The organism is Streptomyces sp. NPDC037273 (assembly GCF_055603625.1).
The window spans coordinates 640,384-664,739 of the sequence record NZ_JBVJVO010000002.1 but is presented as its reverse complement, the minus strand read 5'-3'; the positions used below and the strand labels follow the sequence as shown (position 1 = coordinate 664,739).

The window sequence follows — 24,356 nt, the reverse complement described above, 5'->3', positions numbered from 1 at the left end:
GCCCGACCGGAGGGAGCACCGCCGTGGCCACACAGCCGCTGTCGCAGAAGGAGATCGAGGACCGCCTGCGGGAGCTCCCCGGCTGGTCCGTCGAGGACGACCGGCTCACCCGGACCTTCCGGCTCGCCGACCATTTCGCGGCGACCGCCCTGGTCGTGCACGTGGCGCAGATCCAGCAGGAGCTCGACCACCACTCCGACCTCACGCTCGGCTACAACACCGTCGCCCTCGCGGTGAACACCCACTCGGCGGGCGGCACCGTCACTGAGAAGGACTTCGAACTCGCCGAGCGGGTCGCCGGGATCGCCCCGGGCCACGGAGCGGCCTGACCGCCGGCCGTCGGGCGAACGCGCCAACTGCCCGCCCCCGCACCGGACTCGTAAGATCATCCGCATGGCGGACACCGTGCTCGACTACGAGGCAGAGGCAGCGCACTACGACCGGACCCGGGGCGGAGTGCCCCGGGCCGAGGCCGCCGCCGCGGCGGTCCTGTCCCTCGTCCCGCCCGGCGCCCGCACCCTGCTCGACCTGGCGTGCGGGACCGGCCTGGTCACCGAGCGACTCGCCAGGCCAGGACTGCGCGTGTACGGGGCCGACGCCGCCCACGCGATGCTGCGGGCGGCGGCCGACCGCCTCCCCGGCCGGACCGTACGCGCCGACGCCCGGCGGCTGCCGCTGCCCGACGCCTCCGTGGACGCGGTCACGGCCGTCTGGCTGCTGCACCTGGTGCCCTTCGCCCCGGAGATCGTGGCCGAGTCCGCCCGCGTACTGCGCCCCGGCGGCGTCCTCGTCGTCACCGTCGACAAGGACGCCGCCCACGACGTCGGCAGCGACATCGACGAGATCCTGCGCCCGCACCGCTCCGCCGCGGCGGCCTCCGACCGCGCGGACCTCGTCACCGCGCACGCCGCCGCCCACGGGCTCGCCCCCGCCCCCGGCGCCCACTTCACGGGCCACGGACAGGGCGCCTCCCCGCGCGACACCGTCCGCAAGCTCCGCGCCGGCTACTTCAGGTCCTGGTTCCCCGGCGACCCGGCCGTCCTCGACACCCTCGCCACCGCCCTGACGGCGCTCCCCGACCAGGACCGCCACCGCGCCGAACCCCGCTACCGGCTGGCCGCCTTCGTCAAGCGCCTGAGCCCCGTCACGCGGTGACGCGGGCGAACTCCATCACCCAGTTCGTCACCCACTCCGCCCCGTCCCCCGGGGGGCGTCGACCGGCGCGAACGACTGTTCCCAGCGGGCCGTGTCCGGGCCGATCCCGGACCAGCGGAACCGCACCTTGACGGGACGCCCTCGGTAGCCGTCCGTACCGTGGAAGGAGCCGGTGCCGTCCTCGGCGAACCGTCCTCTGACCGGCGGGTCCAGCCTCCCGGCGGTGCTGTTGGACCAGTTCAGGGTCCACTCGCCGCTCTCCGGCTCGTACAGCCGCAGCGTCAGCCCGCTGAAGCCCTTCGACGGGAACACGATCTCGTCGACGTGCGCGCGGCCGTCCCAGAACAGCCGCCCCGTCGTGTGTCCGTCGAACTCCTCCCAACCGCTGTCGGGATCGAGGAAGTCGAGGAGCCGCCGGTTGCGGACGTTCCAGCGGCCGTCGAGGAACGCGAAGCCGTCGCGGGCGGGGAGGGTTTTCTCTGCGGAAGTCATGACTGGACCGTACGAGGGCTTCACTGACATCTTGTGTCAGTGAAGTCCAGCCGACTCGTCTCGATCCTGCTGCTGCTCCAGACCCGGGGCCGGATGACGGCGGCCGAGCTCGCCGAGGAGCTGGAGGTGTCAGTCCGTACCGTCTACCGGGACGTCGACGCGCTGCACGCGGCCGGGGTCCCGCTGTACGGGGACGCCGGGCACCGCGGCGGCTACCGGCTCCTCGCGGGTCACCGCCACCGCCTCGCCCAGCTGTACACCCGCGAGGCCGAGGCGCTGGTGCTCGCCGGGATGCCGGGGGCCGCCGAAGGACTCGGCCTCGGCCCGCACTTCGCCGACGCCCAGCTGAAACTGCGCGCCACGCTCCCGGCACCGCTGCGCGAGCACGTCGACCGGCTGCGGGCCCGGTTCCTCATCGACGCCCCCGGCTGGTACGCGGAGGGCGACGAGGTCCCGTTCCTGGCCGAGGTCGCCGACGCCGTCCGCGCCGGCCGCGTCGTCGAGGTCCGCTACCGGCGCTGGAAGGAACCGACCGACGTCGACCGGCGCCTGGAACCGTACGGCCTGGTCCTCAAGGCCGGCCGCTGGTACCTCGTCGCCGGGCCCGGGCCCCGCACCTACCGGGTCGACCAGATCCTCGCCCTCACCGTCACGGAGGAAGAGGCCCCGATCCCCGAGGAGTTCGACCTCGCCGCCCACTGGAAGGCCAGCCAGACGGACTTCCACACCCGGCTCCACACCGGCGAGGCCCTGGTACGGATCTCCCCGGCCGGCGCCGCCCGGCTCGGCGGGGCCGCCGCCCGCGCCCTCGCCGCCACCGGCACCCCGGAACCCGACGGCTGGACCCGCGCCACCCTCCCCGTGGAGTCCCCGCGCCACGCCCACGACACCTTCCTCGGCCTCGGCGCGGACGTGGAGGTCCTCGCCCCCGCCGACCTCCGCGACCGCATCGCCGCCACCGTACGGACGCTGGCGGAGCGGTACGCGTAGAGACGGCGGACGCCCGGGAGCCCAGGCCCCGGACACCCGGTGGCTCAGGCCCCGAACGCCCGGGGGCTCAGGCCCCGGACGCTCCCCACGTCTCCGTCGCGAAGTCGGCGAAGGAGCGCGGTTCGCGGCCGAGGACGCGCTTCACGCCGTCCGTCGCCGAGGAGTTGTGGCCGTCGAGGAGCGTCGCGAACAGTGCGGCGAGCCAATCCGCCTCGGGGGCGGGGAGGCCGAACCCGGCGAGCAGACCGGCGTACGAGGCCTCGGAGACGGCCTCGTAGACCACCGGGCGGCCCGAGGCGCGGGAGATCTCCGCGGCGACCTCGGCGAAGGGCACCGGCCGGGGGCCGGTCACCTCGTGGATCCGGCCCGCGTGGCCGTCCGAGGTCAGGGTCTCGACGACGACGTCCGCGAGGTCGTCCGCGTCGATGAAGGGCTCGGCGGTGTCGCCCGCGGGGAAGACGACCGCGCCTTCGGCGACGCCCTCCGCGAGCAGGCCCTCCGAGAAGTTCTGCGCGAAGAACGAGGCCCGTACGACGGTCAGTTCGGCCCCGGAGGCCGCCGCCCGCAGGGACTCCTCGGCGAGGACGGCCTCCGGCTCGCCGCGCCCCGAGAGGAGGGTGAGCCGCCGGACGCCGTTCTCCACGGCCAGCCGGCCGAAGGTCTCCATCGCCTCGACCGCGCCGGGGGCGGCCAGGTCCGGGTAGTAGGCCACATAGGCCGCGTCGGCGCCCCGCAGCGCCGGGGCCCAGGTGTCGGGGGCCTCCCAGTCGAAGGGGGTGGCGCCGGTGCGGGAACCGGCGCGGACCGTCACGCCGCGGGCGGCGAGGCGGTCGGCCACGCGGCGGCCGGTCTTGCCGGTGGCGCTGGTCACCAGGATCGTGGCGGCGGGTGCGGTCTGCGTCTGCTGCGTGTTCGTCGTCATGGCTCAAGACTCCCGCCCACGGCCCCCGGCGCCCATGCTCCGCCGTCTCACGCACCTACGTCTGCGTCTCACCCGCCCGCACGCCCTACCCTTGCCCACCATGGACGCACTCGCCGGACTGCTCGACGGGCCACGCGCCAAGGGCGCCTTCCTGCTCCGCATGATCATGGAACCGCCCTGGTCCGTACGGATCGAGGACGAGGCCCCGGTCTGCCTCATGTGCGTCACCGAGGGCGAGGCGTGGATCGTCCCCGACGCCGGCGAACCCGTCCTGCTGCGCCCCGGCGACATCGCCATCGCCCGCGGCCCGGAGCCGTACACCGTCGCCCACGCCCCCGACGCGCCGCCGAGCGCCCGGATCGGCCCCGACGGCACCTGCAGCACCCTCAGCGGCGAGCCGCTCTCCCAGTCGATGCGGCTCGGCGTCCGCACCTGGGGCAACGCGCCGGACGGCGGCACCACCGTCCTCGTCGGCACCTATCTGATGGACGGTGAGGTCGGCCGCCGGCTCCTCGACGCCCTGCCGGGTCTCATGCACCTGCCGGCCGAGGTGTGGAACTGCCCGCTCATGCCCTTCCTCGACGAGGAGATCTCGCGGGACGAACCCGGCCAGTCCGTCGTCCTCGACCGGGTCCTCGACCTGCTGCTCATCGCCGTCGTCCGGGCCTGGTTCGCCCGCCCCGGGGCCGAGGCGCCCGCCTGGTACCGGGCCATGGGCGACCCCGTCGTCGGCCAGGCGCTCCGGCTCCTCCAGAACGATCCCGCGCACCCGTGGACCGTCGCCTCGCTGGCCGCGAAGACCGGTGTCTCGCGGGCCGCGCTCGCCCGCCGCTTCACCGCGCTCGTCGGCGAGCCCCCGATGGCGTACCTCACCGACTGGCGGATCGCGCTCGCCGCCGACCTGCTCCGCGAGCCGGACGCCACGGTGGAGTCCGTCGCCCGACGGGTCGGCTACAGCGGCGCGTTCGCGCTGAGCGCCGCCTTCAAGCGGGTACGGGGGATCAGCCCGCAGGAGCACCGGACGGCCAGGGAGTGACGGAACGGCCCGGGGTGGCGGCACGGACCTCCAGGGCCACCCCGCCCCCCAGGGCAGGGCCACCCCGGCCCCCAGGGCCACCCCTGCGCCCCGGTTTGCCGGACCGGCAACATTTCTCGCGCCCCGGGCCGGTCCGCCGCACCCTGGAGCCATGAGCCAGCATCACGGATCCCACCCCGGCCACCCGCACGGCGAGGGCCACGGCCCCCACGGCACCGAGAAGCCCGCCGGCGCGCACCGGCACGGCCACGGCGGCCACCACCACGACGACACCCACCTGGACTGGTCCGAGCTGGCCCCGCTCCTGGAGCGGCAGGCCGAGATCGCGGGACCGGCGTACACGGACGCCGCCGCCTGGCTGGGCACGCTCGCCCCGGTGTACGGCGTCCGCCGGATCCTGGACGTGGGCAGCGGTCCGGGTGTCGTCACGAGCCTGCTCGCCGAGGCGTTCCCGGTCGCCGAGGCGGTCGCCGTCGACGGCAGCCCCGAGCTCCTCGCCCTGGCCCAGGCGCGCGCGGAGGCCCGCGGACTCGGCTCCCGGGTCTCCACCCTGCACGCCGAACTCCCGGAGGGCATCGCCTCGCTGGGGCGCGCCGACATCGTGTGGGCGGGCAACTCCATGCACCACATGGGCGATCAGGGCGCCGCGCTCGCCGAGTTCGGCGAACTCCTCAACCCCGGCGGCCTGATGGTGCTCGTCGAAGGCGGCCTCCCGACCCGTCACCTGCCCTGGCACATCGGGATCGGCCGGCCGGGTCTCGAAGCCCGGCTCGACGCGGCCAACGCGGACTGGTTCGGCGAGATGCGCGCCGGACTCCCGGGCGCGAAGGACGAGCCGGACGACTGGCGGGCGCTGCTCGCGGGCGCCGGACTCACCCCGTCCGGCACCCGCACCTTCCTCACCGACGTCCCCGCGCCCGTGTCGCCGGTCGTGCGGGAACTGGCCGTGTCCCACTACTCGCGGCTGCGGGACGGCTGCGGTTCCCGGCTCGACGCCGACGACAAGGCGACGCTCGACCGGCTGCTCGACCCGGCCGACGAGCTGTCCCTGCACCACCGCACGGACCTGTTCCACCTCACGGCCCGCACGGTCCACACCGCGCGCAAGGGCTGACGGCCCGGGACCTGGTCAGGACACCGGCTCCAACCGCCACCACTGGAACGGGGAGTCGGTGTCCTCCCACTGGCGGACGTCCCCGCCGTCCTCCTCGGACTCGTCGGCGACCTCCAGGAACAGGCCGCTGATGAAGCTCACCAGGGCCACCGTCCCGGGCGACTGGAGGTCCTGCTCGATGATCCACTCCTGCGCCCCGAAGTTGTTCGCCTTCCACTGCTGGATGTTGGCGCCGTTCTCCGTGGACGCGTTCGCGACGTCGAGCCGCTTCCCGCTCGCCGCGTTGACCAGGTGGTAGAGCCCGCCGCCGTTCGGGACGGGCGCGATGTGCCAGTGCTGCCCGGGAGTTCCGTTCCCGGTGCCCTGCTGCACGTTCGCGCCGCTGCGGCCCGACCCCTGGTACACCTCGAGGAGCAGCCCGCTGGCCACGTTCCGCACCCGGTAGAGGCCTTCTTCTATCGGCTCAGGGGAACCGCTCACCGTACGGTCTCCCCTCAGGCGCCGACGTTGAACTCCGACGGGTCCGGGCCGAGGCGGCGGTTCTCGTCGAGGGCGGCGATGGCGGCCAGGTCCTCGGCGTCCAGCTCGAAGCCGAAGACGTCGATGTTCTCGCGGATGCGCGAGGGGGTGACCGACTTCGGGATCACCACGTTGCCCAGCTGGAGGTGCCAGCGCAGGACGACCTGGGCCGGGGTGCGCCCGTGCTTCCGGGCGATGGCGACGATCGCCGGGACGTCGAGGAGCCCGCGTCCCTGGCCGAGCGGCGACCAGGCCTCGGTCGCGATGCCGAGCCGGGCGTGCGCCTCGCGGGACGCCGCCTGCGGCAGCTGCGGGTGGAGCTCGATCTGGTTGACGGCGGGCACGATCGAGGTCTCGCCGATCAGCCGCTCCAGGTGCTCCGGCTTGAAGTTGGAGACGCCGATGGCCTTGGCGCGGCCGTCCGCGTAGATCTTCTCGAAGGCGCGGTACGTGTCCACGTACGCGTCCTTCGCCGGCACCGGCCAGTGGATCAGGTAGAGGTCGACGTAGTCGAGGCCCAGCTTGTCGAGCGAGTCGTCGAAGGCCTTCAGCGTCGAGTCGTAGCCCTGCTCGCTGTTCCACAGCTTGGTGGTGACGAACAGTTCCTCGCGGGCGATCCCGGATCCGGTGACGGCCTGGCCGGTGCCCTTCTCGTTCTGGTAGATCGCGGCGGTGTCGATCGAGCGGTAGCCGGCCTCCAGGGCCGTCGCCACCGCCGTCGCCGCCTCGTCGTCCGGCACCTGCCAGACGCCGAAGCCGAGCTGCGGCATCGGGACACCGTTGTTGAGGGTCACCGAGGGAACGTTGCTGTCCGTGCTCACGTGGGAGGGATCCTTACGTCGTCACTGGTCGTACGGAGATGCTCCCAGCGTCAACGATCACGGGCGGCTCCGCATTCCGCCCCGCCGCACGGGACACCCGCTATCCGTACAGCGCGTCGACCTCGGCCGCGTACGCCCGCTCGATCGCCTTGCGCTTCAGCTTCAGGGACGGGGTGAGCAGTCCGTGCTCCTCGCTGAAGGGGTGGGCGAGGATGCGGAAGGTGCGGATCGACTCGGCCTGCGAGACGAGCGTGTTCGCGGCCACCACGCCCCGCCTGATCTCCGTCTCCAGGGCCGGGTCCCTGACCAGCTCGGCCGGTGCGAGCGGCGGCCGCCCCTGCATCGCGAGCCAGTGCTCCACCGCCTCCTGGTCGACGGTGACGAGCGCGGCGATGTACGGCCGGTCGTTGCCGACGACGATGCACTGGGCGATCAGCGGATGCGACCGCACCCGCTCCTCGAGACCCGCCGGCGCGACGCTCTTGCCGCCGGAGGTCACCAGGATCTCCTTCTTCCGCCCGGTGATCGTCAGATAGCCGTCGTCGTCGAGGGAGCCGAGGTCCCCGGTGGCCAGCCAGCCGTCGTTGAGGACGGCGGCGGTCGCCTCGGGGGCGTTGAGGTAGCCGGAGAAGACCTGGCCGCCGTGCAGCCACACCTCGCCGTCCTCCGCGATGTGCACGGTGGTGCCGGGGACCGGCTGTCCGACCGTGCCGTACTTGGTGCGCTCGGGCGGGTTCGCGGTGGCCGCCGCCGAGGACTCGGTCAGCCCGTACCCCTCGAAGACGGTGATGCCGGCGCCCGCGAAGAACAGGCCCTGCCTGCGGTCCATCGCCGAACCGCCGGACATCGCGTACCTGACCCGGCCGCCCAGGGCGGCGCGGACCTTGCCGTACACGGTCTTCTCGAAGAACTGGTGCTGGACCCGCAGCGCGGCCGAGGGCCCCGGACCGGTACCGAAGGCCTTGTGCTCAAGCGCCTCCGCGTACCCGACCGCCACCTCCACGGCCTTGTCGAAGGGACCGGCCTTGCCCTCGCCCTCCGCCTTGCGGCGGGCCGCGTGGAAGACCTTCTCGAAGACGTACGGCACGGCGAGCACGAAGCTCGGCCGGAACGCCGCCAGGTCCGGCAGCAGCTCGGCGGCCGCCATCACCGGCTGGTGCCCCAGCTTCACCCCGCCACGGATCGCCGCGACCTCCACCATCCGCCCGAAGACGTGCGCGAGCGGCAGGAACAGCAGCGTCGACGCCTGGTCACCGGGCCGGGACCGGAACACCGGCTCCCAGCGGCCGAGCAGCATGTCCGTCTCGAACATGAGGTTCGCGTGGGTGATCACGCAGCCCTTCGGGCGGCCGGTCGTCCCCGAGGTGTAGATGACCGTCGCCACCGTCTCGGGGGTCACCGCGCGCCGGTGCCGGTGCACGACCTCCTCGTCGATGTCCGTGCCCGCCGCCGTCAGCTCCGCGACCGCACCCGCGTCCAGCTGCCACAGCCGCTGGAGCCTGGGCAGCCGGTCGATCACCGAACCGATCGTCATCGCGTGGTCCTCGTGCTCCACCACGCACGCCGTGACCTCGGAGTCGTACAGCATCCAGAAGACCTGCTCGGCGGAGGAGGTCGGATAGACCGGGACGGGCTGCGCGCCCACCGCCCACAGCGCGAAGTCGAACAGCGTCCACTCGTACCGGGTGCGGGCCATGATCGCGACCCGGTCGCCGAACCGCACGCCCTCCGCGATCAGCCCCTTCGCGAGGCCGAGGACCTCGTCGCGGAACGCCGAGGCGGTCACGTCACGCCATTCCCCGGCCGCGTCCTTGCGGCCGAGCACGATCCGCGCGGGCTCCGCGGCGGCACGGTCGAACACGGCGTCCGCCAGACCGCCGACCTGAGGCGCCGCCTCGACGGGCGGCACGGTGAACTCGCGCACTGACCTGCTCCTCGACGGCTCGATGGCTGGAAAGGCCTCTTGTCGCACTCCGTACGGCGCGCGGTGACGGTACCCCACCGGCCTGCCCGGCGGGAGGGCCTTCACCAAGCCGGGACCTTGCGCGTTCGCACAGGTCAGGGCCGGTGGGACGGCCAAGTCGCCGCCGCTTCGGGGCTGTTACCGACCGGACGGTACGCCCGTGGGGCGCGAATCTCCACGGAATCTGTACCGGCCGCTCACGCTCCGAGCCCCGGGGCGTCGCCGGACGGCCTCTCCCGGGCCGCCTCAGCGATGCCGGTGCAGCCGGTCGCCACCCGCGAGAATCGCCTCGGCCAGCGCGTCCGCCGCCTCCTGCACCGCCCCGCCCCTGCGGCCCGAGCGCAGCACGAAGCCGACCTCGCCGAGCTCCGGGAGCCCGGCGCGGGGCGGTACGGGGACGAGACCCGGCGGCACCAGGCCCCGGGTGTGCGCCATCACCCCGAGCCCGGCACGGGCCGCCGCGACGTTCGCGCTGAGGCTGGAACTCGTACACGCGATCCGCCACGCCCGGCCCTGCGCCTCCAGGGCTTCGAGCGCCCGTGCCCGGGTGATGCCCGGCGGCGGGTACAGGATGAGCGGCACCGGCCGCTCCGGGTCGAGCCGGAGGCCCGGCGCCCCGATCCAGATCAGCGAGTCCTCCCAGACCAGCCGGCCCCCGCTCTCCGCCCCGCGCCGCTTGGCGAGGATCAGATCGAGCCGGCCGGCCGCGAGCCGGGCCTGGAGCGTCCCCGAAAGCTCGACCGTCAGCTCCAGGTCGACCTCCGGATGCTCGCGCCGGAACGACTCCAGGATCTCCGGCAGCCGGGTCGACACGAAGTCCTCCGAGGCGCCGAACCGCAGCCGCCCCCGCAGCCGGGTCCCGCCGAAGAACGCCGCCGCCCGCTCGTTCGCCTGGAGGATCGTCCGGGCGAACCCGAGCATCGCCTCGCCGTCCTCCGTCAGCTCCACCCGGTGCGTGTCCCGGGTGAACAGCGGCCTGCCCGTCGCCTCCTCAAGGCGCCGCACGTGCTGGCTGACCGTCGACTGCCGCAGCCCGAGCCGGTCGGCCGCCCGCGTGAAGCTCAGCGTCTGGGCCACGGCGAGGAAGGTGCGCAGCTGGGTGGGCTCGTACACGCGACGACGTTATCGCGGCGCCCGGTCATCACGCATCACGATGACAGTCAGAGCGCTGTACGGGATTCCCGATCACCGGGCCGTGGAGCAGGATGGACCCGCGCGACCCCTCCGTAGAGCAGTGGAGCCCATGACCCGCCACACCCCACGCCCGGCCCCCCGCCGAGCCCTCCGCCTCCCGTCGCGGCTGCCCGTCGACGCGTACGTCCTGGCGCTGCTCGGCACGGTCGGCCTCGCCGCGCTGCTGCCCGCGTCAGGGACGGCCGCGGACGTCGCCGAAGGCGCGTCGACCGGGGCGGTGGCCCTCCTCTTCTTCCTCTACGGCGCCCGCCTCTCCACCCGCGAGGCCCTCGACGGCCTCCGGCACTGGCGGCTCCACCTCACCGTCCTCGGCTGCACCTTCGTGCTCTTCCCGCTGCTCGGGCTCGCCGCGCGCGGCCTGGTGCCCGCCGTCCTCACCCCCCAGCTCTACGCCGGGCTCCTCTTCCTCTGCCTGGTGCCGTCCACCGTCCAGTCCTCGATCGCCTTCACCTCGATCGCCCGGGGCAACGTGCCCGCAGCGATCTGCGCGGGCTCGTTCTCCTCCCTCGCCGGCATCGTCCTCACCCCGCTCCTCGCGGCACTGCTCCTCGGCGGCAGCACGGGCGGCCTCTCCGCCGACGGCCTCCTGAAGATCGTGTTCCAGCTGCTCGTGCCGTTCCTCGCCGGGCAGTTCCTGCGCCGCTGGGTCGGAGGGTTCCTGGTCCGCCACAAGAAGGTCCTCGGATACGTCGACCGGGGCTCCATCCTCCTCGTCGTCTACACCGCTTTCAGCCAGGGCATGGTCGCCGGCGTCTGGCACCTCGTCACCCCCGCCCGGCTCGCCCTGCTGCTCGCCGCCGAAGCCGTCCTGCTCGCCGTGATGCTGGCCCTGACCTGGTACGGAGCCGGCCGCCTCGGCTTCGACCGGGCCGACCGGATCGCCATCCAGTTCGCCGGCTCGAAGAAGAGCCTGGCCGCCGGACTGCCCATGGCCAGCGTCCTCTTCGGCCCGCAGGCCGCCCTCGCCGTGCTCCCGCTGATGCTCTTCCACCAGATGCAGCTGATGGTCTGCGCGGTCATCGCCAAGCGCCGCTCGCGCGACCCGGAGGCGGCGCCGGGCGAGGCGGAAGCCCCCGTGCCCGGCACCACCGAACCGCGGCCCGTACCGGCCGGGTCGTGACCCCAGGCGGCTTGATCGCGCCCCCGGCCGCCCCGGGATGATCATCCGGGCCGCTACGGTGCTCCCATGCCCGCACTCGATCCCGGCCGCACCGCGCTCGTCCTCGTCGACCTGATGGAACGCATCGTCGCGCTGCCCCTCGCCCCCCGCCCCGGCACCGACGTCCTCGCCGCGTCCGCCCGCCTCGCCGACACCTTCCGGGACGCCGGCGCGCCCGTCGTCCACATCCGCGTCGAGCGGCCGAACGTCGAGAACCAGCCGCCCGGCAGCGAGCTCGTCCCCGACCTGGTCAGGGACGGCGAGCCCGTCGTCGTGAAGCGGACCATCGGCGGCTTCCAGGACACCGGACTCCACGAGCTGCTCGCCGGCTTCGGCGCCACCACCCTGGTCCTCGGCGGCATCGCCACCAACCTCGGCGTCGAGTCGACGGCCCGCGCCGCCGCCGACCTCGGCTACGACCTGGTCTTCGCGGAGGACGCCATGGCGGCCCTCACCGCCGACGAGCACCGCGCCTCCGTCGACCTCGACTTCCCCCGCCTCGGCACCGTCGCGCCCGCCGCCGCGATCACGCTGGACGGACCGCGATGAGTCCGCTGCCGATACGTTACGGGGCCCGCCCCTGCTCGCTCGTCGTCTGCCGCGGCTGCTGCTGCGGCGACGGCCGCAAGAACCCCGGCACCGACCACGAAGGACAGCTGGCCCGGCTCCGCGAGGCCGCCGCGGCCTCCGGCGGCCGGCTCGCCGTCCGCACCAGCGACTGCCTCGGCCCCTGCGCCCAGGCCAACATCGTCGTCGTCCAGCCCTCCACCGAGGGCCGGCGGCGCGGCGGCCGGGCCGCCTGGATCGGCTTCACCCTGGACGACGACTGCCTCCACGACATCCTGGCCTGGACGGCCGACGGCGGCCCGGGCATCGCCCCGCCCCCGGCGACCCTCGCCCTCCAGATGATCGACCCGCCGAAGAACTGAGCCCGGCGGGGCGGCGCCCCCACCCGCCCGGATGCGCCGGACGCGGGCGGCGTCCCCGTCCGGACGGGTCAGACGGCGATCCGGTGCTCGCCCGCGTACACGTTCATGTCAGGCCCGCGCAGGAAGCCCACCAGTGTCAGGCCGGTCTCGGCGGCCAGGTCCACGGCGAGCGAGGAGGGCGCGGACACGGCCGCGAGCACCGGGATGCCCGCCATCACGGCCTTCTGCGCCAGCTCGAACGAGGCCCGCCCCGACACGAGCAGCACCGCCCGCTCCAGCGGCAGCAGCCCCTCCCGCAGGGCCCGCCCGACGAGCTTGTCCACGGCGTTGTGCCGGCCCACGTCCTCCCGCACGTCGAGCAGCTCGCCGTCCTCCGAGAACAGGGCCGCCGCGTGCAGCCCGCCGGTGCTCTCGAAGACCCGCTGGGCCGCCCGCAGCCGGTCCGGAAGCCCGGACAGCAGCGCGGGCGTGAGCCGTACCGGGGGAGTGTCGGCGATCGGGAAGCGGGCCGTGGTGCGGACGGCGTCCAGGCTGGCCTTCCCGCACAGGCCGCAGGACGAGGTGGTGTAGACGTTCCGCTCCAGACTGATGTCCGGGACGGCGACACCGGGCGCCAGCTGGACGTCCACCACGTTGTACGTGTTGCGGCCGTCCTCGGTGGCACCCGCGCAGTACACGATGTTCCGCACGTCCGCGGCGGCCGCCAGGACCCCCTCGCTCACCAGGAAGCCGGCCGCGAGCGCGAAGTCGTCACCCGGGGTGCGCATGGTGATCGCGATCGGACGCCCGTTCAGCCGGATCTCCAGCGGCTCCTCGGCCACCAGGGTGTCGGGCCGCGCGTTGACCGCACCGCCCCGGATCCGCAGCACGCGCCGTCGCTCGGTGACCCGACCCATCGTGACCGTTCTCGTTTCTCTGCGCGGGGAAGGCCGGGAGGCCCCGGCCGGGCCATTCTCCTCCACCGCCACCGGCACGACATCCGGGCCACCGGCGGCCCGGGAGCCCGGCCCCAGCAGGGCCCTTGTCACGGTCGGCCAAGCGGTACGGGTGAATCTTGGTGGTTTACGTCACCTGTTACCCATCAGTCGCTGGCAAGACTGGGGGATCCTGCCGGACGAACGAACCACCTAGGGGGTCCCGGGTATGACGGGCACTCGCATCGCCGCGCTCGGGCACTACCAGCCCGCGAAGGTGCTGACCAACGACGACCTCGCCGCGCTCGTCGACACCGACGACGCGTGGATCACGAGCCGCGTCGGCATCCGCACCCGGCACGTCGCGGGGCCCGACGAGCCGGTCGACGAGCTCGCCGCGCACGCCGCCGGCAAGGCCCTGGCCACGGCCGGACTCAGCCCGGACGACATCGACCTCGTCCTCGTCGCCACCTCCACCGCGATCGACCGCTCGCCCAACACGGCCGCCCGCGTCGCCGCCCGCCTCGGCATGACGTCCTCGCCCGCCACGATGGACCTCAACGTGGTCTGCGCCGGCTTCACGCACGCCCTGGCCACCGCCGACCATGCGGTACGGGCCGGCGGCGCCCGCCGCGTCCTGGTCATCGGCGCCGACAAGATGACCGACGTCTGCGACTGGACGGACCGCACCACCTGCGTCCTCGTCGGCGACGGCGCGGGCGCCGCGATCGTCGAGGCCGTCGACGACGACGAGGACGCCGAGCCCGGCATCGGCCCCGTCCTCTGGGGCTCGGTCCCCGAGATGGGCAACGCCGTCCGGATCGAGGGCACCCCGCCGGTCTTCGCCCAGGAGGGCCAGTCCGTCTACCGCTGGGCCACCCAGCAGCTCCCCGCGCTCGCCCGCAAGGCCTGCGAGCGATCCGGCATCGCCCCCGAGGACCTCGCCGGCGTCGTCCTCCACCAGGCCAACCTGCGGATCATCGAACCGCTCGCCGCGAAGATCGGCGCCGTCAACGCGATCGTCGCCCGTGACGTCGTCGACTCCGGCAACACCTCGGCCGCCTCCATCCCGCTCGCCCTCGCCAAGCTGGTCGAGCGCGGCGAACTCCCCTCCGGCGCCCCCGTCCTCCTCTTCGGCTTCGGCGGCAACCTCTCGTACGCCGGTCAGGTCATCCGCGTCCCCTGACCCGGCGCGGCACGCCCCGGGGCTTCCCCCCGCGCCCCGGCGCCCCTTCCGCCCACCGTGCCCCGTTCGGCGGAGCCCGGTGGCGGCGCGCCGGGGGCGGACCTAGCTTCGATCGCGGTGAGGGTCGTTTCCCCTCGGGCACGGAATCGCTCCGTGGCCGAGCCCTCGCGTGAACCGGAGGACCGCCCATGCGCGCGATACGTGCCGCTTCCGCCGCCCTGCTCGCCGCCGTCGCCGTGGTGGCGACCGCGACGGCCGCCCCGGCCGACGAGGGCAACCGGAACATCACGTCCTTCGGCTTCTCCGTCACCCCGGCGACGGTCGCCCCCGGCGGCACGGTCACCCTCACCACCGACGGCTGCGAAGTGCCGTCCGTGACCGTCACCTCCGGCGTGTTCGACACCGTGACCCTCACCGAGGGCCGCTCGGGCAGCGCGACCGTGGACTTCGACGCCAAGGCCGGCGCCCAGTACGAGATCACCTTCGACTGCAAGGGCGAGCGCGGCACCACCACCCTCACCATCGCGCAGGGCGGCCACGAGAACGGCCTGCCCCCCGCCCACAAAGGCGTGAAGGCCGGCTTCGGCACCGCCGCCTCCGCCGCCGACCCGGACGCCCTCGGCACCACCGAGGTGGTCACCGGCGTCCTGCTCATCGTCGGCGCGCTCGGCGCCGCCGTCGTCCTGACCCGCCGCCGCGACGCCGGCGGCCGCGCCTGACGCCCGGCGCCAGGGGGGCCTGAGAACGGCCCCTCCGACCCGGTGTGACGAGGTCCGGGACGGAGGGGCGCCAAACGGTGGAGACACTGCCGAGGAGGGCGGACGTGGGGCGGTCGCACGGGAGGGGAGCGGCGCACGGGCGCCCGCCCGTCGAGGCCCGGCCGGCGGACGCCCCGGCGCCGGACCGGCACGGGCGGCGCGGTGCCTGGGGTGTCGTCGCCGTCGTCCTGCTCGTCGGCGTGCACCTGGTGCGCGGCGGTACGGGCGCGCTGGACGCCCAAGGACCGCCGCAGCCGCACGCGGTCGCCGCCCCCGACGGAGCCCGCGCCGGTGTCGCGCTCGCCGCCCCCGTCTCCGTACCGGACCCGCTGCCGCCGTCCACCCCGGTCCGGGTCCGTATCCCCGCCGTCCGCGTCGACGCCCCCGTCACGGACGTCGGGCTCGACGCCGACGGCTGGATCGAGGCCCCGCCGCCCGAGGACGACCGGCTCGCGGGCTGGTTCACGGGCGCGGTCACCCCCGGCGAGCGGGGCACCGCCGTCGTCGTCGGCCATGTGGACACCCCGAACGGCCGTGCCGTCTTCTACGACCTCGGGGCCGTCGCCAAGGGACAGCGCGTCGAGATCGCCCGGCGCGACGGCCGGACCGCCGTCTTCGCCGTCTACGGGGTAGAGGTCGTCCCCAAGGACGCCTTCCCCGCCGAACGCGTCTACGGCGACGCGGGCCGCCCCGAGCTCCGGCTGATCACCTGCGGCGGCACCTTCTCCGAGGAGCGGGGCTACGAAGGCAACGTGGTCGTCTCGGCCCGCCTCGTCGAAGTCCGCTGACCTCCCGGACCTGACGGACTCCCGCCCCCTCATTGGCCTGGACCGCACGCCGCTCGGCACTGTGGCCCCACGGAGCCGGCGTCGGGGGGCGTCGGGCTCCCCCTTTCCTCCCAGCCGCCCAGGCCCCGAACCCGCCTCCGGCCCTTCCACCAGGCATTTCGCGGAAATCTCCGAGCTCTCGCCCCACCCTGCGCGCACATCCGGTCACAGAACGCACGCGCAGTCGGACAATTCACCACAAGTCGCAGCTCAGGTCGCCCCTCCACCCCACTGACCACGGAAAACGCTGGTGAAAGGCACCTCGAACCCCTGGTAGAGTTACATCTGTCGCCGCGAGGGAAACCGCAAAGCGACAGACACCTAGTCCGGGTGGCGGAATGGCAGACGCGCTAGCTTGAGGTGCTAGTGCCCTTTATCGGGCGTGGGGGTTCAAGTCCCCCCTCGGACACCACGCGGAAGTGCCGGTCGATCTCGAATCGACCGGCACTTTTCGTTGTGTCAGCGCTTGCGCGCCACCACCAGGCGGCAGACCGGGCTGCCGTCCTCGCGGCGGCCGAGGGGCTCGACCGGGGTGAGGGAGACGTCGAAGCCCGCGTCCCGCAGCCGGTCGTGGACGTCGGTGAGGCGGAAGGTCCGGTAGTACATGACGAACGGGGGTCGCCAGACGGCGTTCCTGACGCGCATGGCGGCGTCGAAGCCCCAGAGGGTCCAGTAGAGGCGGGAGCCGACGGGCGGTGGGGCGGCCACGGGGAAGGCGAAGGTGCCGCCGGGGCGCAGCGAGGCGTGGACCTGGGCGAAGAGGGTGCGCTGCTCGTCGGGGAGGAAGTGGCCGAAGGCGCCGAAGCTGACGGCCAGGTCGAAGACCGGGGCGAACGGCAGGGCGAGGGCGTCGGCGCGGACCAGGTCGGCGGCCGGATGGGCGGCCCGGGCCCGGGTCAGCATGCCCGTACTGAAGTCGACGCCCGTGACGCGGCCGGCGCAGACCGAGCGGAGGACGTCGAGTCCGGCGCCGGTGCCGCAGCAGACGTCGAGCCCCGAGTCGAAGGGGCCGAGGGTCTCCAGGGTGCCGGTCACCGCGGCGAGGAGGCGGTCGGAGGTGCGGAAGGGGGTCGCGTCGAACTTGCCGGCGAGCAGGTCGTAGCCGTGCTCGACCGAGGAGAGGGCCTGGACGGTCAGCTCGCGGAGGCTGGGACCCTGCGGGGTGAACATGGCTCCGAGCCTATGCCGTGCGGGGCCCCGGCGGGGGTCAGAGCGCGCTGCCCACCGAGGGCGCCGGCCAGGCGGGGGCGATGCCCGTCAGCTGGCAGGTCAGCAGGTAGAGGGGGATCGGCGGGGTGTAGGGGGAGGTGCCGTCCGGGTGGTGGATCAGGCGCGGCCCGCGGTCGGGGATCTCGGCGCCGGGGGCGTAACAGACGGGCAGCGGCCAGGTGAGGTCGAGGTCGGAGCCGGCCGGGACCAGCCACCACCACCAGTCGGAGTCCGCGTAGACGCAGCCCTTGGCGGGGAGGCGGGAGAGGATCTTGAAGCCGAAGCGGGCGGGGACACCGACGGCGTCGCAGCCGAGGCCCGTGTGGAGGCCGACGGGGACGGCGAGGCGGGTGGCGCCGAGTTCGGCGGCGTCGAGGGTCCGTGAGCCGGGCGCCGTCGAGCCGAGCTTCCCCGGCTGCGCTCCGCGCGGGTCGGAGGTGCCGCGCTGGCGCGGGACGGCGAGGTTCTCGGGCGGCCTGCGGGCCGACCGGGGGGTGAGGAGGGTGGCCATCGACCTCAGCATGGTTCCCCCATGCCGTGGGCGAGCTCCGCCCAGACGACCTGGGCCGTGCCGAGGCCGGTGCGGTCGGCGCCCCAGGCGGTGCAGAGCGCGTCAACTATGAGGAGTCCGCGGCCGCGTTCCTCCTCGCCGCAGTCGCGTATCCGCGGTCCCGCGGGTCCGCCCTCGTCGCGTACGGCTATCCGCAAGGTGTCCTCGCCCTCGCGGAGTTCGCAGATCACCCGGTCGCTCGCGGTGTGCACGACGGCGTTGGTGACGAGTTCGGAGACGACCAGGGCGACCGTGTCGCGTATCTCGGGGCCGCAGCCCCAGAGGATGAGCCGCTCCTCGGCGAGCCGGCGGGCGCGCGCGACGGACCCGGTGAGGGCCGGGAGCTCGAAGGCGAAGCGGCGGACGGGATCGGTGTGCTGCTGTGGGCGCTGGGCCATGACCCGATGGGCTCGCGGACTCATGAGACCTGAGGGCTGCGCGTTACCAGAAGCCACGACCGGTTCCTCACAACAGTGGGCAGGACTGCCGTACGGCGCTGTCGCCGTGGCCCGGTGGGGCACGGCGGCAGCGTGTACTGGTTCACCGGAACACTGTCCTCCTGAGTCGGACACTTGGCAAGTGGCACTCTGAAAATTGCAGAGTGCCTTGTTCTCACTGGCCCGGTCTCGTGGCACACTCGTCGAAACAGCGCGTCGGGGAGGTCTGAGAGTGAGCGAGCCGCGGTCCGCCCCCACGGTGGGACAGGTCGTTCTCGGCAGGCGCCTGCAGGATCTGCGGGAGCGAGCCGGCCTGAAGAGGGAAGAGGCCGCGAAGATCCTCCGGGTGGCCCCGGCCACCGTCCGGCGGATGGAGACCGCCGAAGTCGCGCTGAAGATCCCGTACGTACAGCTCCTGTTGAAGGAGTACGGGATCACGGACTCCGAGGCCGAGGGCTTCATCGCCCTGGCGGAGGAGGCCAACCTCCCCGGCTGGTGGCAGCGCTTCCACGACGTGCTGCCCGGCTGGTTCTCCATGTACGTGAGCCTGGAGGGGGCCGCGAGCCTCATCCGGGCCTACGAACCCCAGTTCATCCCCGGTCTCCTGCAGACCGAGGCCTACGCCCGCGCCATTCTGCGCAGCGGGGCGGTCGGTGGCGGCAGCGACGCCGCCAGGGACGAGGACACCGAGCGGCATGTAGCCCTACGGATGGAGCGGCAGTCCCTCCTGACCCGGGAGGACGCCCCGAAGTTCTGGGTGATCATGGACGAGACGGTGTTCCGCCGACCGGTCGGCGACGGGCCCGAGGTGATGCGCGACCAGCTCGACCGGCTGCTCGAAGCGTCCGAGTCGCCGAACGTCACCCTGCAGATCGCGGAGTTCAGGTCCGGCCACCATCCCGGCACCTACGGACCGTTCGTCCTCTTCCGCTTCGCCATGCCCGAACTCCCGGACATGGTCTACAGCGAGTACCTGACCGGCGCCGTCTATCTCGACGCGCGCCCCGAGGTGGCATCCCACCTGGAGGTCATGGACCGCATGGCGGCGCAGGCCGCGACTGCACAACGCACGAAGGAGATCCTCAGGGATCTCCGCAAGGAGCTGTGAATGGATCGCATATACAACGGCATGCCCGCCGCCGAGCTCGGTGCCGAAGGCTGGCACAAGCCCTGGAGCGGCGGGAACGGGGGCAACTGTGTGGAGGCCATGAAACTGGCCGACGGCAGAGTCGCCGTGCGACAGTCCGCAGACCCTGAAGGACCAGCGCTCATCTACACCCACGGGGAGATCGCCGCTTTCATCCAGGGCGCCAAATCCGGTCAGGCTGACTTCCTGCTCACCTGACCCCTTCCGTCCCACCGCTACCATCGCGTAACTCTTGCCGTAGTGCCAGCCGTTCATCCCGACCAGGAGAGCCGATGACCCAGGACCCCGCATCCGCGCGGAGCGAGATTCGCATCGACACCAGCAAGCCGCATCCCGCGCGGATGTACGACTGGTTCCTGGGCGGCAAGGACAACTACCCGGTCGACGAGGCGATGGCACGCCAGCTGCTCACCGTCGACGCCCGGGGCCGGGACATGGCCCGCGTCAACCGGGCCTTCATGCACCGCGCCATCCGCTGGCTCAGCGCCCACGGCGTCCGGCAGTACCTGGACGTCGGCACGGGCATCCCGACCGAGCCCAACCTGCACCAGATCGCGCAGGAGGCCGCGCCGGAGTCCCGCATCGTCTACTGCGACAACGACCCGATCGTGCTCGCGCACGCGGCCGCCCTGCTGCGCTCGACCCCGGAAGGGGCCACCGAGTACATCCAGGCGGACGCCCGCGAGCCCGAGGTCATCCTCGAAAGGGCCGGAAAGGTCCTTGATTTCGACCAGCCCATCGCGCTGTCGATGCTCGCCCTGCTGCACTTCGTCGGGGACGAGGACGGCGCCTACGAACTCGTCTCCAAGATCGTCGAGAAGCTCGCGCCCGGCAGCTACCTCGTCCTCTCCCACGTCACCGGGGACTTCGACCCCGAGGGTGCCGCGAAGGCGAGTGCCATGTACAAGGCGCGCGGGCTGACCCTGCGGCCCCGCTCGCGCGACGAGCTGGCCGCCTTCTTCGAGGGCCTGGAGTTCGTCGAGCCCGGTGTCTCGCTCACCGCCGAGTGGCACCCGGAGCTCGGCGAGCCGGTCCCGGTCCAGGGCGACGACCCCATCCCGGGATGGGCCGCCGTGGCCCGCAAGCCCTGACCCGACAGGCACGGAGCGGCACGAGGGCCCGTGGACCGGCATCCGGTCCACGGGCCCTCGTCATGCCCCGGCCCGCCTAGGCGGGCTTCACCAGCGTCACCAGGAAGCTCCGCGCGCCGCTCACGTTCCCCGCGGCGTCGATCGTGCGGTACTCGATCGTGTGGGTGCCGTAGTCAGGGGTGGCGTCGTCCCATGGCACCGCGCGGCTGCGGCCCAGCTTCCCGTAGACGAGGTCGTCGATGACGGTGCCGCCGGGGGAGAAGAGGAAGGGCGCTTTCGCGTCCGTCGGCCAGCCGTAGTACGTGTACCAGCCGTCGCCGTCCACCCGGAACTGGCCGACCACGGCGCCCTCCTGGTCGTCCCGCGTGGTCAGGCGCATGGTGAAGGGCCCGTCGTAGACGTACTCGGCGGGCCGGCCCGGGCGGCGCACCGTGCGCAGCGGCGTGGACAGTTCGTACGAGGCCGTCGCCGGGCGGGCGTCCACCGTCCAGCTCAACTCCTCGGACGTTCCCGGGATGGTCGCGGTCAGCCGGTGCGTACCGGGGGGAACGGGGAGTGAACCCAGGTCCAGGTCACGGTCGTTGCGGTCGGCCGGGCGGACCGGGCGGCCGTCGAGGCGCCAGCGCACGGCCAGGGGCCGGCCCGTCGGGTGGGTGGTGTCGGCGTGGACGACCGACCGGGCGCCGACCGGGGCACCGGTGGGGGTGTGGCCGGTGAAGGCGGCCTTCGCCGGCTCCTCGGGGGTGGTGAGCGAGGGGTCGACCGTCCAGGAGACCGTACGGGTCAGGGCCGGCGAGGCACGGACCGCCGGGTCGCGGACGAAGGGGGTCGGGTCGGTGACCGTCGCGGTGACGGTGTGCGGACCGGGGGAGAGGGCGAGGCGGCGCAGGTCGACGGTGCGGGCGCCACGGGTGTCGAGGGGCCGGCCGTCCAGCCGCCAGGTGACGGCGAGTGCGCCGCCGACCGGGTGCAGCGTGTCCACCCAGACGGTCCGGTCGGCGCCGATCGGCGCGGCGTTCGGCGTGTGCTCCTGGACCAGGTTCGCCTTCGCGGAGATCGCCTTGACCATCACCTCGCGCTCCACCTGGTCGAAGGCGTAGCCGAGGGTCTTCATGAGGGAGTGGCGGCTCGGCCGCCAGACGTCCTTCGTGCTGTACAGACCGCCCTCGAAGCGGCCGATGGTGCCGCCCGACGCGCTCTCCTCGCCCAGCCAGCGCCACCACTTGGCCCGCCGCTCCCGCATCTGCTCCTCGGTCAGGAGGGTGTGGTGCGCGGAGCCGGGCTCGGGCCCGGAGTAGGCATCGCCCGGCACTCCGCGGGCGTAGTAGTCGTACTCGTCCTGGAGGCCGCCGAGCGAATGGCCTATCTCGTGCGGGGTGATGAGGGAGGAGAGCGCGTTGCCGCCGGACGCGGTGGCGTAACCGCCGCCCGCGCCGCCGTAGGTGGAGCTGTGGGCGAGGGCGACGACCTGCCGGTTGGCGCGGCTGGTGCCGGGGACGAGGTCGGCGAGCGCGGCGGCCTTGCGGCTGTCGACGGTGAGCAGCCGCTGCACGCTGTCCGGGTTGCAGCCGCCCCAGAAACCCATGTCCAGGGCGGTGTCGCGGGCGGGGGCGGTCAGGGACGGGTCGCAGTCGACGCCGGACTCGGGCGAAGGGACCTCCACCGCCCACACGTTGACGTACGAGCGGTAGGAGGCGAAGGGCTCGATGCTCCACAGCGTGTTCAGATGCCGTTCGAGGTCGGCCCGGAAGGCGGGCATCTCCTCGGCGGTGTAACCGTCGCCCATGAAAACCAGGTTGAACCGCCGGTCGGCGGGCCCGGTCGTCTGGACGGGGACGACGACGGGGCCGTCACCGGTCGTCGGGGTCTCCGCCGCGGCCGGTCCCGCGCCCACGAGTCCCGCGGCCAGCAGACAGACCGCGGCGAGCCGGCCCAGGACTCCACGTGCTCCCTTGCGCTGTGAGGTCATGGGGCGCGAGCCTAGGCCGCGCCCCCCGCCTCGTAAAGATGTTCGCCGGACGTACGGCTGCGCGACGGTTCAGTGCCGCAGATACGCCAGACCGGGGTGCTCCGTCCGGTAACCCTCCACGAGGCGCCGGGCCACGGCCACCGAGTCGACCAGCGGATGCAGCGCGAAGGCCTTGACGGCCGTGGCCCGCGAGCCGCTCTCCGCCGCCGCGAGGACCTCGCGCTCGACCCCCTTCACGGCCGTCACCAGACCGACGGCGTGGTACGGGAGCGGGGAGACCGACACCGGATGGGCGCCGTTCGCGTCGACGGAGCAGGGCACCTCGATCACCGCGTCCGCGTCGAGGGCGGCCAGCGTGGAGCCGTTGCGCACGTTGAGGATGAGGGTGGCCCGCTCGTCCCGCGCGATCGCCCGCATCAGGGCCAGCGCCACCTTCTCGTACCCGCCGGACTCCAGGTCCTCCTCGTCGCGGTCCCCGGTCCCGGCGGCCTCCCGGTTGGCGGCCATGTACGTCGCCTCGCGGTCGGCGAGGGTGCGGTGCCAGGCGGCGAGCGCCGAGGTGTCGGGCTTGGCCACCTCCTCGTAGAAGCCGGCCTGCTGGTCGCGGAGGTAGGCGCCGCGGGTCCGCTCGGCGCTCCGGTAGGCGTGGACCGCCTCCCGGTTGAAGTAGTAGTAGTGCAGGTACTCGTTGGGGATCGCGCCCAGGGAGCGCAGCCACTCGGGGCCGAAGAGCCGGCCCTCCTCGAAGGAGCCGAGCGCCTCCTCGTCGGCGAGCAGCCGGGGCAGTTGGTCCCGGCCGCCGATCCGCAGACCGCGCAGCCAGCCCAGGTGGTTGAGGCCCACGTAGTCGATCCACGCCTCGTCCGGGTTCGCGCCGAGGACCCGGGCGACCCGGCGCCCGAGGCCGACGGGGGAGTCGCAGATGCCGACGACCCGGTCGCCGAGGATCCGGGACATCGCCTCCGTGACCAGGCCCGCCGGGTTGGTGAAGTTGATGACCCAGGCGTCGGGGGCGAGTGCGGCGACCCTCCGCGCGATGTGCGTCGCGACGGGCACGGTCCGCAGCCCGTACGCGATCCCGCCCGCCCCCACCGTCTCCTGGCCGAGGACACCCTCGGCCAGGGCGATCCGCTCGTCCGCCGCCCGGCCTTCGAGGCCGCCGACCCGGATCGCGGAGAACACGAAGTCGGCCCCGCCCAGCGCCTCGTCCAGATCCGTCGTCGCCGTCACGACGGGCGCGTCCGGCACCCCGGCGCCCTGCTCCGCGAGGACCCGAGCGACGGCCGAGAGCCGCCCCTCGTCGAGGTCGTACAGGGTGACGTGGGTGACCCGCCCCTCGGCGTGGTCGCCGAGCAGCGCGCCGTACACCAGCGGCACCCGGAATCCGCCGCCTCCGAGAATCGTCAGTTTCATGCCCGTACGCTACTCGGGCACGCCTTCCGGGCAGCGGGAATGCGCGGGGACGTCCACGCCGCCGTCCACATGCCGGGCGCCGCCCGGCCTTGGCGGTGGGGGAGAATGACGGCATGTCCCGACGCAAGACCCGCCCCCGTGCCGGCACGCCCGCCGCGCCCGCCGTGACCGTGACCTCGCCCTGCCCGTGCGGCCTCGACGCCGCGTACGGGGAGTGCTGCGGCCGTTTCCACGCGGGCACGGGCGGCACGGCGCCCACGGCCGAACTCCTGATGCGCTCCCGCTACAGCGCCTTCGTCGTGCGCGACGAGGCGTATCTGCTGCGCACCTGGGCGCCGGAGACCCGGCCGGACGACGTCGACTTCGACCCGGCGATGCGCTGGGCGGGCCTGGAGATCGAGGCGGCCACCGACGGCACCGCCTTCCATCAGCACGGCACCGTCACCTTCGTCGCGCGCTTCGTCCACGGCGGGGAGCAGGGCACGCTGCACGAGCGGAGCCGTTTCGCCCGCCATGAGGGCGCCTGGGTGTACGTGGACGGCGACTTCATCGAGTAGGGGC

At 73.5% G+C, this 24,356-nt stretch carries 27 protein-coding genes and 1 tRNA gene; 16 read left to right on the top strand and 12 right to left on the bottom strand.

The window, feature by feature from the left end:
- The first annotated feature begins 23 nt into the window (after positions 1 to 23).
- The gene (locus ACZ7G1_RS08265) at positions 24 to 329 is read left to right on the top strand and encodes a 4a-hydroxytetrahydrobiopterin dehydratase (RefSeq protein WP_470873568.1); all 306 of its coding nucleotides are present in this window, start codon (positions 24 to 26) and stop codon (positions 327 to 329) included.
- A 64-nt stretch (positions 330 to 393) separates the two neighbouring features.
- A complete protein-coding gene (locus ACZ7G1_RS08260) occupies positions 394 to 1,155 on the top strand; it encodes a class I SAM-dependent methyltransferase (RefSeq protein ID WP_470873569.1) in 762 nt (253 codons plus the stop codon).
- A 27-nt stretch (positions 1,156 to 1,182) separates the two neighbouring features.
- Here the strand turns inward: ACZ7G1_RS08260 and ACZ7G1_RS08255 are convergent, their stop codons facing one another.
- Positions 1,183 to 1,647 carry a hypothetical protein gene (locus ACZ7G1_RS08255; RefSeq protein WP_470873571.1) on the bottom strand — a complete coding sequence of 155 codons (465 nt, stop codon included), beginning with the start codon at positions 1,645 to 1,647 and terminating at the stop codon, positions 1,183 to 1,185.
- 39 nt (positions 1,648 to 1,686) lie between these two features.
- On the opposite strand from ACZ7G1_RS08255, the gene ACZ7G1_RS08250 reads away from it, so the two are divergent.
- Positions 1,687 to 2,637, top strand: a complete 951-nt coding sequence (locus ACZ7G1_RS08250) for a helix-turn-helix transcriptional regulator (protein ID WP_470873572.1) — start codon at positions 1,687 to 1,689, stop codon at positions 2,635 to 2,637.
- 67 nt (positions 2,638 to 2,704) lie between these two features.
- Here the strand turns inward: ACZ7G1_RS08250 and ACZ7G1_RS08245 are convergent, their stop codons facing one another.
- Positions 2,705 to 3,559 (bottom strand): Rossmann-fold NAD(P)-binding domain-containing protein, encoded by an 855-nt coding sequence (locus tag ACZ7G1_RS08245; protein WP_470873574.1) that lies wholly within the window; start codon positions 3,557 to 3,559, stop codon positions 2,705 to 2,707.
- Between the two features lie 100 nt (positions 3,560 to 3,659).
- Here ACZ7G1_RS08245 and ACZ7G1_RS08240 point away from each other — a divergent pair, with 100 nt between their 5' ends.
- Together ACZ7G1_RS08240 and ACZ7G1_RS08235 are read left to right on the top strand one after the other, a co-directional pair.
- On the top strand, positions 3,660 to 4,595 hold the full coding sequence (locus ACZ7G1_RS08240; protein ID WP_470873576.1) for an AraC family transcriptional regulator: 936 nt from the start codon (positions 3,660 to 3,662) through the stop codon (positions 4,593 to 4,595).
- A gap of 151 nt (positions 4,596 to 4,746) precedes the next feature.
- Positions 4,747 to 5,709 carry a class I SAM-dependent methyltransferase gene (locus tag ACZ7G1_RS08235; RefSeq protein ID WP_470873577.1) on the top strand — a complete coding sequence of 321 codons (963 nt, stop codon included), beginning with the start codon at positions 4,747 to 4,749 and terminating at the stop codon, positions 5,707 to 5,709.
- Between the two features lie 15 nt (positions 5,710 to 5,724).
- Here ACZ7G1_RS08235 and ACZ7G1_RS08230 read toward each other — a convergent pair whose 3' ends face one another.
- The 4 genes from ACZ7G1_RS08230 to ACZ7G1_RS08215 form a co-directional block, all read right to left on the bottom strand.
- Positions 5,725 to 6,189, bottom strand: a complete 465-nt coding sequence (locus tag ACZ7G1_RS08230) for an RICIN domain-containing protein (RefSeq protein WP_470873579.1) — start codon at positions 6,187 to 6,189, stop codon at positions 5,725 to 5,727.
- A 14-nt stretch (positions 6,190 to 6,203) separates the two neighbouring features.
- Positions 6,204 to 6,998: an aldo/keto reductase gene (locus ACZ7G1_RS08225; RefSeq protein ID WP_470873910.1), complete on the bottom strand. Its 795-nt coding sequence runs from the start codon at positions 6,996 to 6,998 to the stop codon at positions 6,204 to 6,206.
- 151 nt (positions 6,999 to 7,149) lie between these two features.
- Positions 7,150 to 8,973 (bottom strand): AMP-dependent synthetase/ligase, encoded by a 1,824-nt coding sequence (locus ACZ7G1_RS08220; RefSeq protein ID WP_470873581.1) that lies wholly within the window; start codon positions 8,971 to 8,973, stop codon positions 7,150 to 7,152.
- 285 nt (positions 8,974 to 9,258) lie between these two features.
- On the bottom strand, positions 9,259 to 10,125 hold the full coding sequence (locus ACZ7G1_RS08215; protein WP_470873583.1) for a LysR substrate-binding domain-containing protein: 867 nt from the start codon (positions 10,123 to 10,125) through the stop codon (positions 9,259 to 9,261).
- Positions 10,126 to 10,255: 130 nt separating this feature from the next.
- On the opposite strand from ACZ7G1_RS08215, the gene ACZ7G1_RS08210 reads away from it, so the two are divergent.
- The 3 genes from ACZ7G1_RS08210 (at position 10,256) to ACZ7G1_RS08200 (ending at position 12,294) form a co-directional block, all read left to right on the top strand.
- Entirely contained in the window at positions 10,256 to 11,326 is a 1,071-nt protein-coding gene (locus tag ACZ7G1_RS08210) for a bile acid:sodium symporter family protein (RefSeq protein WP_470873584.1), read from the top strand.
- Positions 11,327 to 11,392: 66 nt separating this feature from the next.
- The gene (locus ACZ7G1_RS08205) at positions 11,393 to 11,914 is read left to right on the top strand and encodes an isochorismatase family protein (protein WP_470873585.1); all 522 of its coding nucleotides are present in this window, start codon (positions 11,393 to 11,395) and stop codon (positions 11,912 to 11,914) included.
- The gene (locus ACZ7G1_RS08200) at positions 11,911 to 12,294 is read left to right on the top strand and encodes a (2Fe-2S) ferredoxin domain-containing protein (RefSeq protein ID WP_470873587.1); all 384 of its coding nucleotides are present in this window, start codon (positions 11,911 to 11,913) and stop codon (positions 12,292 to 12,294) included. The genes ACZ7G1_RS08205 and ACZ7G1_RS08200 overlap by 4 nt, the downstream gene beginning before the upstream one ends.
- Before the next feature lie 68 nt (positions 12,295 to 12,362).
- Here the strand turns inward: ACZ7G1_RS08200 and fdhD are convergent, their stop codons facing one another.
- Positions 12,363 to 13,190 carry a formate dehydrogenase accessory sulfurtransferase FdhD gene (gene fdhD / locus ACZ7G1_RS08195; RefSeq protein ID WP_470873588.1) on the bottom strand — a complete coding sequence of 276 codons (828 nt, stop codon included), beginning with the start codon at positions 13,188 to 13,190 and terminating at the stop codon, positions 12,363 to 12,365.
- 247 nt (positions 13,191 to 13,437) lie between these two features.
- Here fdhD and ACZ7G1_RS08190 point away from each other — a divergent pair, with 247 nt between their 5' ends.
- The 4 genes from ACZ7G1_RS08190 to ACZ7G1_RS08175 all read left to right on the top strand — a co-directional run bounded on the left by ACZ7G1_RS08190 (position 13,438) and on the right by ACZ7G1_RS08175 (position 16,391).
- Positions 13,438 to 14,394 carry a beta-ketoacyl-ACP synthase III gene (locus ACZ7G1_RS08190; RefSeq protein ID WP_470873589.1) on the top strand — a complete coding sequence of 319 codons (957 nt, stop codon included), beginning with the start codon at positions 13,438 to 13,440 and terminating at the stop codon, positions 14,392 to 14,394.
- A gap of 188 nt (positions 14,395 to 14,582) precedes the next feature.
- Positions 14,583 to 15,113 carry a hypothetical protein gene (locus ACZ7G1_RS08185; protein ID WP_470873590.1) on the top strand — a complete coding sequence of 177 codons (531 nt, stop codon included), beginning with the start codon at positions 14,583 to 14,585 and terminating at the stop codon, positions 15,111 to 15,113.
- A 104-nt stretch (positions 15,114 to 15,217) separates the two neighbouring features.
- Positions 15,218 to 15,940 (top strand): class F sortase, encoded by a 723-nt coding sequence (locus tag ACZ7G1_RS08180; RefSeq protein WP_470873592.1) that lies wholly within the window; start codon positions 15,218 to 15,220, stop codon positions 15,938 to 15,940.
- A 363-nt stretch (positions 15,941 to 16,303) separates the two neighbouring features.
- Positions 16,304 to 16,391: transfer RNA gene (locus ACZ7G1_RS08175), tRNA-Leu, on the top strand.
- Between the two features lie 47 nt (positions 16,392 to 16,438).
- Here ACZ7G1_RS08175 and ACZ7G1_RS08170 read toward each other — a convergent pair.
- From ACZ7G1_RS08170 to ACZ7G1_RS08160, 3 genes are read right to left on the bottom strand one after another with little or no spacing between them, the layout of a single operon-like run.
- Complete coding sequence (locus ACZ7G1_RS08170) at positions 16,439 to 17,149, bottom strand: class I SAM-dependent methyltransferase (protein ID WP_470873594.1); 711 nt, start codon at positions 17,147 to 17,149, stop codon at positions 16,439 to 16,441.
- Between the two features lie 37 nt (positions 17,150 to 17,186).
- Positions 17,187 to 17,699, bottom strand: a complete 513-nt coding sequence (locus ACZ7G1_RS08165) for a hypothetical protein (protein ID WP_470873595.1) — start codon at positions 17,697 to 17,699, stop codon at positions 17,187 to 17,189.
- A 5-nt stretch (positions 17,700 to 17,704) separates the two neighbouring features.
- Positions 17,705 to 18,136 (bottom strand): ATP-binding protein, encoded by a 432-nt coding sequence (locus ACZ7G1_RS08160; protein WP_470873596.1) that lies wholly within the window; start codon positions 18,134 to 18,136, stop codon positions 17,705 to 17,707.
- 271 nt (positions 18,137 to 18,407) lie between these two features.
- Between ACZ7G1_RS08160 and ACZ7G1_RS08155 the strand changes: the two genes are divergently transcribed.
- The 3 genes from ACZ7G1_RS08155 to ACZ7G1_RS08145 all read left to right on the top strand — a co-directional run bounded on the left by ACZ7G1_RS08155 (position 18,408) and on the right by ACZ7G1_RS08145 (position 20,413).
- On the top strand, positions 18,408 to 19,283 hold the full coding sequence (locus tag ACZ7G1_RS08155; RefSeq protein ID WP_470873598.1) for a helix-turn-helix domain-containing protein: 876 nt from the start codon (positions 18,408 to 18,410) through the stop codon (positions 19,281 to 19,283).
- Positions 19,284 to 19,520, top strand: coding sequence for a DUF397 domain-containing protein (locus tag ACZ7G1_RS08150; RefSeq protein WP_015037566.1), 237 nt, complete (start codon positions 19,284 to 19,286; stop codon positions 19,518 to 19,520).
- A gap of 74 nt (positions 19,521 to 19,594) precedes the next feature.
- The gene (locus ACZ7G1_RS08145) at positions 19,595 to 20,413 is read left to right on the top strand and encodes an SAM-dependent methyltransferase (RefSeq protein ID WP_470873600.1); all 819 of its coding nucleotides are present in this window, start codon (positions 19,595 to 19,597) and stop codon (positions 20,411 to 20,413) included.
- A gap of 76 nt (positions 20,414 to 20,489) precedes the next feature.
- Here ACZ7G1_RS08145 and ACZ7G1_RS08140 read toward each other — a convergent pair whose 3' ends face one another.
- Both ACZ7G1_RS08140 and ACZ7G1_RS08135 read right to left on the bottom strand, forming a co-directional pair.
- Positions 20,490 to 22,382 (bottom strand): M64 family metallopeptidase, encoded by a 1,893-nt coding sequence (locus tag ACZ7G1_RS08140; RefSeq protein WP_470873601.1) that lies wholly within the window; start codon positions 22,380 to 22,382, stop codon positions 20,490 to 20,492.
- A 69-nt stretch (positions 22,383 to 22,451) separates the two neighbouring features.
- Positions 22,452 to 23,795 carry a 6-phospho-beta-glucosidase gene (locus ACZ7G1_RS08135; RefSeq protein WP_470873603.1) on the bottom strand — a complete coding sequence of 448 codons (1,344 nt, stop codon included), beginning with the start codon at positions 23,793 to 23,795 and terminating at the stop codon, positions 22,452 to 22,454.
- 113 nt (positions 23,796 to 23,908) lie between these two features.
- Between ACZ7G1_RS08135 and ACZ7G1_RS08130 the strand changes: the two genes are divergently transcribed.
- Positions 23,909 to 24,352, top strand: coding sequence for a YchJ family protein (locus tag ACZ7G1_RS08130; protein ID WP_470873605.1), 444 nt, complete (start codon positions 23,909 to 23,911; stop codon positions 24,350 to 24,352).
- Positions 24,353 to 24,356: the final 4 nt, after the last annotated feature.

Excerpts from the sequence above, each read along its gene's own strand:
- ACZ7G1_RS08260 (WP_470873569.1), top strand. The coding sequence starts at position 394 with ATGGCGGACACCGTGCTCGACTACGAGGCAGAGGCAGCGCACTACGAC.
- ACZ7G1_RS08255 (WP_470873571.1), bottom strand. The coding sequence starts at position 1,647 with ATGACTTCCGCAGAGAAAACCCTCCCCGCCCGCGACGGCTTCGCGTTC.
- ACZ7G1_RS08245 (WP_470873574.1), bottom strand. The coding sequence starts at position 3,559 with ATGACGACGAACACGCAGCAGACGCAGACCGCACCCGCCGCCACGATC.
- ACZ7G1_RS08240 (WP_470873576.1), top strand. The coding sequence starts at position 3,660 with ATGGACGCACTCGCCGGACTGCTCGACGGGCCACGCGCCAAGGGCGCC.
- ACZ7G1_RS08235 (WP_470873577.1), top strand. The coding sequence starts at position 4,747 with ATGAGCCAGCATCACGGATCCCACCCCGGCCACCCGCACGGCGAGGGC.
- ACZ7G1_RS08225 (WP_470873910.1), bottom strand. The coding sequence starts at position 6,998 with ATGCCGCAGCTCGGCTTCGGCGTCTGGCAGGTGCCGGACGACGAGGCG.
- ACZ7G1_RS08210 (WP_470873584.1), top strand. The coding sequence starts at position 10,256 with ATGACCCGCCACACCCCACGCCCGGCCCCCCGCCGAGCCCTCCGCCTC.
- ACZ7G1_RS08205 (WP_470873585.1), top strand. The coding sequence starts at position 11,393 with ATGCCCGCACTCGATCCCGGCCGCACCGCGCTCGTCCTCGTCGACCTG.
- ACZ7G1_RS08200 (WP_470873587.1), top strand. The coding sequence starts at position 11,911 with ATGAGTCCGCTGCCGATACGTTACGGGGCCCGCCCCTGCTCGCTCGTC.
- fdhD (WP_470873588.1), bottom strand. The coding sequence starts at position 13,190 with ATGGGTCGGGTCACCGAGCGACGGCGCGTGCTGCGGATCCGGGGCGGT.
- ACZ7G1_RS08190 (WP_470873589.1), top strand. The coding sequence starts at position 13,438 with ATGACGGGCACTCGCATCGCCGCGCTCGGGCACTACCAGCCCGCGAAG.
- ACZ7G1_RS08185 (WP_470873590.1), top strand. The coding sequence starts at position 14,583 with ATGCGCGCGATACGTGCCGCTTCCGCCGCCCTGCTCGCCGCCGTCGCC.
- ACZ7G1_RS08170 (WP_470873594.1), bottom strand. The coding sequence starts at position 17,149 with ATGTTCACCCCGCAGGGTCCCAGCCTCCGCGAGCTGACCGTCCAGGCC.
- ACZ7G1_RS08165 (WP_470873595.1), bottom strand. The coding sequence starts at position 17,699 with ATGGCCACCCTCCTCACCCCCCGGTCGGCCCGCAGGCCGCCCGAGAAC.
- ACZ7G1_RS08160 (WP_470873596.1), bottom strand. The coding sequence starts at position 18,136 with ATGGCCCAGCGCCCACAGCAGCACACCGATCCCGTCCGCCGCTTCGCC.
- ACZ7G1_RS08150 (WP_015037566.1), top strand. The coding sequence starts at position 19,284 with ATGGATCGCATATACAACGGCATGCCCGCCGCCGAGCTCGGTGCCGAA.
- ACZ7G1_RS08145 (WP_470873600.1), top strand. The coding sequence starts at position 19,595 with ATGACCCAGGACCCCGCATCCGCGCGGAGCGAGATTCGCATCGACACC.
- ACZ7G1_RS08140 (WP_470873601.1), bottom strand. The coding sequence starts at position 22,382 with ATGACCTCACAGCGCAAGGGAGCACGTGGAGTCCTGGGCCGGCTCGCC.
- ACZ7G1_RS08135 (WP_470873603.1), bottom strand. The coding sequence starts at position 23,795 with ATGAAACTGACGATTCTCGGAGGCGGCGGATTCCGGGTGCCGCTGGTG.
- ACZ7G1_RS08130 (WP_470873605.1), top strand. The coding sequence starts at position 23,909 with ATGTCCCGACGCAAGACCCGCCCCCGTGCCGGCACGCCCGCCGCGCCC.